This window comes from Capnocytophaga sp. oral taxon 335 str. F0486, from assembly GCF_000277665.1.
In the GTDB taxonomy this organism is placed as follows: Bacteria; Bacteroidota; Bacteroidia; order Flavobacteriales; family Flavobacteriaceae; genus Capnocytophaga; species Capnocytophaga ochracea.
The window spans coordinates 23,616-30,363 of the sequence record NZ_AKFR01000025.1 but is presented as its reverse complement, the minus strand read 5'-3'; the positions used below and the strand labels follow the sequence as shown (position 1 = coordinate 30,363).

The 6,748-nt window shown below is 39.8% G+C and carries 6 protein-coding genes; all 6 read left to right on the top strand.

Annotated features, from left to right (window positions below; translation table 11 throughout):
* Positions 1-220, top strand: a 220-nt coding sequence (locus HMPREF1320_RS05575; RefSeq protein ID WP_009417763.1) for an IS30 family transposase, incomplete at its 5' end; no start/stop codon positions are given.
* Between the two features lie 119 nt (positions 221-339).
* Complete coding sequence (locus HMPREF1320_RS05570) at positions 340-591, top strand: type B 50S ribosomal protein L31 (protein ID WP_002671135.1); 252 nt, start codon at positions 340-342, stop codon at positions 589-591.
* Between the two features lie 43 nt (positions 592-634).
* Positions 635-4,183: an AAA family ATPase gene (locus tag HMPREF1320_RS05565; RefSeq protein ID WP_009417778.1), complete on the top strand. Its 3,549-nt coding sequence runs from the start codon at positions 635-637 to the stop codon at positions 4,181-4,183.
* A gap of 2 nt (positions 4,184-4,185) precedes the next feature.
* Positions 4,186-4,722, top strand: coding sequence for a DUF488 family protein (locus HMPREF1320_RS05560; RefSeq protein WP_034554220.1), 537 nt, complete (start codon positions 4,186-4,188; stop codon positions 4,720-4,722).
* An 86-nt stretch (positions 4,723-4,808) separates the two neighbouring features.
* The gene (locus HMPREF1320_RS05555) at positions 4,809-5,906 is read left to right on the top strand and encodes a Nif3-like dinuclear metal center hexameric protein (protein ID WP_009417774.1); all 1,098 of its coding nucleotides are present in this window, start codon (positions 4,809-4,811) and stop codon (positions 5,904-5,906) included.
* 2 nt (positions 5,907-5,908) lie between these two features.
* On the top strand, positions 5,909-6,694 hold the full coding sequence (locus HMPREF1320_RS05550) for a zinc ribbon domain-containing protein (RefSeq protein WP_002671132.1): 786 nt from the start codon (positions 5,909-5,911) through the stop codon (positions 6,692-6,694).
* Positions 6,695-6,748: the final 54 nt, after the last annotated feature.

The window sequence follows — 6,748 nt, the reverse complement described above, 5'->3', positions numbered from 1 at the left end:
GAACCTACAATTTTTCTTTGCTCATCCTTATAGTTCTTGGGAGCGAGGTCTTAGTGAACACACCAATGGTCTTGTACGGCAATACATACCAAAAAACACTGATTTTAAAGATATTACAGATAAAGAAATTAAAGAATATCAATATAAAATTAATAATAGACCAAGAAAAGTATTAGATTTTGAAAAACTAAAAGGTTTATTCTATCAGAAAGTAATCTGAAAAATTGCACTTGATGGTGGAATGGGCGGGTTTTAGATTTTAATTATTTAGTTTGTCAATTCGAAAAATAGTTGTACCTTTGCGCCCTGAAAAAATTACGTAATAAAATTAGCATTGCAATGAAAAAAGAAATTCACCCAGAATCTTACCGTTTGGTGGCTTTCAAAGATATGTCGAACGACGATATCTTCATCACAAAGTCTACCGTAGAGACAAAAGAGACTATTGAAGTAGAAGGGGTTGAGTATCCATTAGTAAAATTAGAGATTTCTCGCACTTCGCACCCTTACTACACTGGTAAATCTAAACTTATCGACACAGCCGGACGTATTGATAAGTTTAAAAACAAATACGCTAAGTTCCAAAAATAACATAGCAACTTTTAAAAACCTCCTCACGGAGGTTTTTTTTCTTATGAAAATACTTTCGGTCTCTCTTCATAATATCGCTTCTATAGAAGGTCCCTTTACGCTTAATTTGGAAGCTGAACCCCTTAAATCGGTGGGGTTATTTGCTATTACAGGAGCGACAGGGGCAGGCAAATCTACCATTTTAGATGCTATTTGCCTTGCGCTTTACAACGATACCCCTCGCTTGGCAACTACAAAAAACTCGGTTGCTATTGCTGACGGCTCGGCTGAGGTGCAGGTAAATAATGTGAAGAACCTCTTGCGCAAAGGGGCGATTTCGGGCTATGCCAAAGTGGTATTTCAGGCGGTAGACGGCAAGACTTATGAAGCGGAATGGCAGGTACGCAGAGCCTATAACAAACTTTCGGGGGCAATTCAGCCTGAAACTTTGCAACTTACTTGCCTGACGGATAACCAACTGATTGCTGAGAACCGCAAGACATTGGTGCTTGAAAAGATAAAGGAATGCGTAGGCTTGACTTTTGACGAGTTTACCAAATCGGTGATTTTGGCACAGGGAGACTTTACGTCGTTCTTAAAAGCAAATGATGATAAGCGGTCGGATATCTTAGAAAAACTCACAGGTACGGAGATTTACACACGCATTTCTAAGCAAGTGTACGAACTCAACAAACAACATAAAAACGAACTCCAACTCTTAGAAAAACAGCTCGAAAACATTGTTTTTTTAACGGAAGAAGAGCGCAGTGCTTTGACCGAGCAACTTACAGCCGATGAAGAGAGGTTGAAAACCTTACAAGCCTCGCTCGCTACTTTAAAAGAACAACAGCAGTGGTTTGACAATCAGAAGTTGTACACTCAGCAATGGCAAGAGGCTATTGCCAATAGAGAAAAAGCCGAACAAGAGAAAACCTCGCAAGCGGAACGTTTTGGAGAGCTTGCTATCATAGAGCAATTACAAGCCATAAAAGGGGATATCCTCACCGAGCAAAGGGAAAAAGAACTATTAGCAACCGCTCAGCAACATTTGAAGGAAGCTACTACCGAAAAAGAACGGCTCACAGCTGATAAGGCTAAGGTATCCGAGCAAAAATTGCTAACCGAAAACGATTTGGCTACTGCCAAAAAGGCTTATGAAACTGCCAAACCTGTTATTGCCAAAGCAAAAGAATTGGACGTACGACTTGCAGAACTAACGCAGATTTTTGAGCAAAAACAGCAGCAACAAGAGGCGAAAGAGACTGCTTTGCAAGCTAAAAAAGAGTCGCTTGAAAAAGTAACTGAACATATACAGAAAGGGGAGAGGTACATTCAGCAAGAAGAGCAGTGGCTCAACACTCACCCTGATGAAGCGCAGTTGTACCGCAATGCCTTGTGGCTCAAACAGCTTGTGGAAGAACAGCAACAACTCAATGAAAAACTAACCGCCCATAGCCAAGCAGAAGAACGCCTTACGCAACAACTCAATGAGCTGAAAGCACAATACCCTATACAGGCACTCCCTTCAACTGATATAGAGACGCTTGCTAAACAGCAGAAGGCTTATCTCACCGCTTTGCAAGTGTATCAGGCGGATAGAGAGATTGCCAAACATATCAAGCAATACACTGACGCAAAAGTTCAGGGAGAAGCGCTCTTACAAGATATACAAAACACCCAAAGCCAAATATTGGAAACATTGCAACGTTTAAAAACTGAGAAGATAGCCTCCCAAATAGCTTGTGATACAGCGGAACGCATTTACCAAAGGGCACAAATAGAAAATACCAAAGATGTAGCGTTTTTGAGAGAACATTTGGTGGAAGGAGAAGCCTGCCCCGTATGTGGTTCGGTACACCACCCCAATGCTCATAAGGCAGTAGCAGAACACCTGATAGATACAGTGCAACAAGAATTTCTAACGGCTAAAAAACAATTAGAAATGCTTACTAAGGAGGTTATCACCAAAGAAACGGAGCTCAAAGAACTGCAAAAGCGTATAGAGAGTCAGACAGCAGAAAACGCAGCGCGTACGGATTTATGGCAACAAGAGAGCGAACGCTTGTCGCAATCAGTGTATTATACGACCTATCCTTCTGTGAAAATAGAAGAATATATCACGGATAAGATAGCAAAAACAGAACATCTTTTAGCGGAAAACGAGCGTCTTTTTGAAGTCCTCAACCGACTCAAATCGCTTACTGATGAGCTGAATACCCTTGTGAAAGACGCTGAAAATTACGAGCAACAACGGCAAAAATACAGTCAGCAATTACAGAGTTTGCAACTTTCGGACGCTTGGCTTACCCTTTGGAAAACCGATATTGTGCAATTTCAAAACCAAATTACCACTGCTAAAACCGACTGGGAAGCACATTCGGCTTGTGTGGAGAAATACAAAAAGCGCCTTGCAGAACTCACCCAAGAGCGCACCGAGCTCGCCTCCTCACAACAAGTACTCCATCAAGAGCTCACCGAATTGACAACGACAATCGATAAAGAGCAAGCGCAATTGCAAATGCTGAAAGAAGAACGTGCGGGATTGTTAGAAGGAAAATCGGTTCAAGTAATAGAAGAGAGTTACCAACAGCAGTTAGAACGATTAACAACTCTTTTAGAGCAAACGCAACAGCAATACAACGCTATCTTATTGGAGATGACGGCTAACGAAAAAAACTTAGAGACCTTAGCGACGCAACAACAGCAATCGCAAGCTCATATAACCGAGGCAACTCACAAAATAGAAGAATGGCTTACAGCCTACAAACCTGCTCAAATAGAGCATATAAGAAGCAAAATGCAAGAGTGGGCGAATCGTTCTCACGAATGGCTACAATCAGAGCGCCAAGCCCTTCAATCGTTAAATGACCGCATTGCACAATACAACACTATTGCGAATGAAAAACAGCAAGCGCTTGAAACACTAAAAGAAAAAAGACCACTCAACTTTACAGAAGAAGATATCGTTCAGCAGTTGGCTGAACAGACAGCGGAAGAAGATACCTTGCGCGATACGGTAGTCACTCAAAAGAGTCGGCTTTTAAATGATGAGCAACAGCGAGCAATAGCAGTTGAGTTGCATACAGCCAAAGAAGAAAAGGAAAAACTCGCTCATCGCTGGAGCTTGCTCAACGACCTGATAGGAAGTAGTACAGGTAATGCATTTCGCAAATACGCGCAGGAGTACACTTTGGATATGCTCTTGCAATATGCTAATGTGCAGATGCGCTACCTCAATAGGCGCTACACCCTGCAACGCATTCCCAACTCTCTTAGTCTGCAAGTGATAGACAACGATATGGGAGCAGAAGTGCGCTCGGTATACTCGCTTTCAGGAGGAGAATCGTTTTTGGTATCCTTGGCTTTAGCTTTGGCACTTTCGTCTCTTTCATCTACCAAAATGAACGTAGAAACCCTCTTTATAGACGAAGGTTTTGGTTCTTTAGACTCTGAGACACTTTCAGTAGCCTTAGATGCCTTAGAGAGTTTGCAAAATCAAGGGAAGAAAGTGGGAGTTATCTCTCACGTACAGGAGATGGTAGAGCGTATTGCTGTGAAAGTAGTGGTACAGAAGGAAGGTAATGGAAAGAGTAAGATAGTGGTTAGTAATTGATTATGAAGAGAATATATACGATAGGACATTCCACACATACATTGGAAGAATTTATAGAGATGTTACAATCGTTTGAGATACAACATTTAGTTGATATCAGAGGGTTACCAGGGTCTAACAAATATCCGCAATTTAATAAAGAAAACTTAGAGGTAGTATTACCCGAAATTGGAATAGCCTATACACATCTCACGTTATTAGGTGGTAGACGTAAAGTACATAAAGACTCTAAGAATACTCGTTGGCATAACGAGTCTTTCCGAGCTTATGCTGATTATATGGAGACTTATGATTTTGAAAAAGGTATTGCTCAACTCATTGCTATAGCTGAAAAAAGAACTACTGCTTATATGTGTGCAGAGGCTGTTTGGTGGCGTTGTCATAGGTCGATGGTATCAGATTATTTGAAAGCCAAGGGTTGGCAAGTAAATCATATTATGGCAATAGGTAAGGAAGAACCTCATAGATACACCGCTCCTGCTCGTATTATAGGAGATAGAGTAGTGTATTACGATGATGGAGAGATTTTAAATCTCTAACACAATAAATCAGATATAGAAAAAGATTAGAGAAAATCTTTATTTAAAAGAACTGTGAAAAAGTATGTAAACATTAAAATAATACGATGAAAGTAAAAGACATAACTAAAGTTCTTGAAACTCTTGCACCACTTGATTATGCTGAGAGTTTTGACAATGTAGGCTTATTGGTAGGTGACGCCAATGCCGAACTAACAGGAGTGCTCATCACCTTAGATACATTAGAAGCTGTGGTAGAAGAAGCTATTGAAAAGAATTGTAATCTTATTGTTAGCTTTCACCCAATTATCTTTACTGGGCTTAAATCGCTTACAGGGAAGACCTATGTGGAACGAGTAGTGATGAAAGCGATTCGACACCAAATAGCTATTTACAGTATGCATACGGCTTTAGACAATCAGTTGCTAGGAGTGAATGCTTCTATTGCTGACCGTTTAGGATTACACAATCGCTCCATACTTATTCCACAGCCTAATGTTATTAGAAAACTTATTACCTATGTTCCAAAAGCCAATGCTGAAAAGCTACGTAAAGTGCTCTTCGAAGCAGGAGCGGGGAATATTGGCAACTATGCGGAATGTAGTTTCAATCTTGAAGGGAAAGGCACTTATAAGGGCAATGAATCTTCGCGCCCAACTATTGGTGAACCCAATGTATTTCACACAGAAGATGAAACACAAGTAGGAGTTATTTTTCCCAAGCACTTACAATCTCAAATCCTAAAAACACTTCGCCAAAATCACCCTTATGAAGAGGTGGCTTATGAGATATATATACTCGAAAACGAGCACCAACATATAGGAATGGGTATGATAGGGGAATTTGAAACTCCGATGAGTGAGGCAGATTTCCTTGTTTATTTAAAAGAAAAAATGGAGGTAAGCTGTATTAGGTATTCAGCATTCAGGGGGAGAGAAGTGAAAAAAGTAGCTGTATTGGGAGGAAGTGGTGCTTTTGCAATAGAAGATGCTAAGCGAGCAGAAGCAGATGTTTTTGTGACTGCAGACTTTAAATACCACGATTTTTTCAGGGCTGAGGGGAAAATATTATTAGCAGATATAGGTCATTTTGAAAGTGAACAATACATAAAATTTATTTTATTTGAGTATCTTTCAAAAAAAATTCCTACTTTTGCCCTCTCAATATCAAATGTAGATACAAATCCTATCAAATATTATTCATAGAAATGGCACAAAAAGTGGATATAACCGTAGAAGAAAAATTAAGAGCATTGTATGATTTACAGCTCATCGATTCTAAGATTGATGAGTTACAAAACACTCGTGGTGAGCTTCCGTTAGAAGTTTCAGACCTTGAAGATGAGGTAGAGGGTTTAAAAAAACGTCACGTAAAGTTTAAAGAAGAGTTAGACGAATTGCAGGCAGGAATTGCTGAGAAGAAGGCAAAAATTGAAGAGGCAAAAGCCCTTATTAAAAAATATACTACCCAGCAAAAGAATGTACGTAACAATCGTGAATATACCTCTCTTTCTAAAGAGATAGAATTTCAAGAGTTAGAAGTACAGTTGGCAGAAAAACGCATTAAAGAAGGTAAAGCGCAAGTAGACCAAAAGAAAGAGGCTATCAAACAAGTAGATGAGCGCAAAGCCCAACGTGATGCGCACCTCAAACACAAAAAAGCTGAACTTGATTCTGTTTTGGCAGAAACTGAGAAAGAGGAAGAATTTTTAAGAGAAAAAGCAGAAGAGTATGCGGCTAAAATTGAAGAGCGTTTGCTAAAAGCCTATCAACGCATTCGCAGTAGTGTGATGAACCGTTTAGCAATAGTGCCAATTCAGCGTGGAGCCTCTGGAGGTTCTTTTTTTGCTATTCCGCCTCAAGTACAAGTAGAAATTGCCTCTCGTAGAAAGATTATTACTGATGAACACAGTGGACGAATCTTAGTAGATGCAGCTTTAGCTGAAGAAGAAAGAGAAAAGATGGAAACTTTGTTTAAAAGTTTTAAAGCATAGAAGATAAGTAATGAGGAAACTAATTATATTAAGAAAAATGAGTCCAGTGATCAC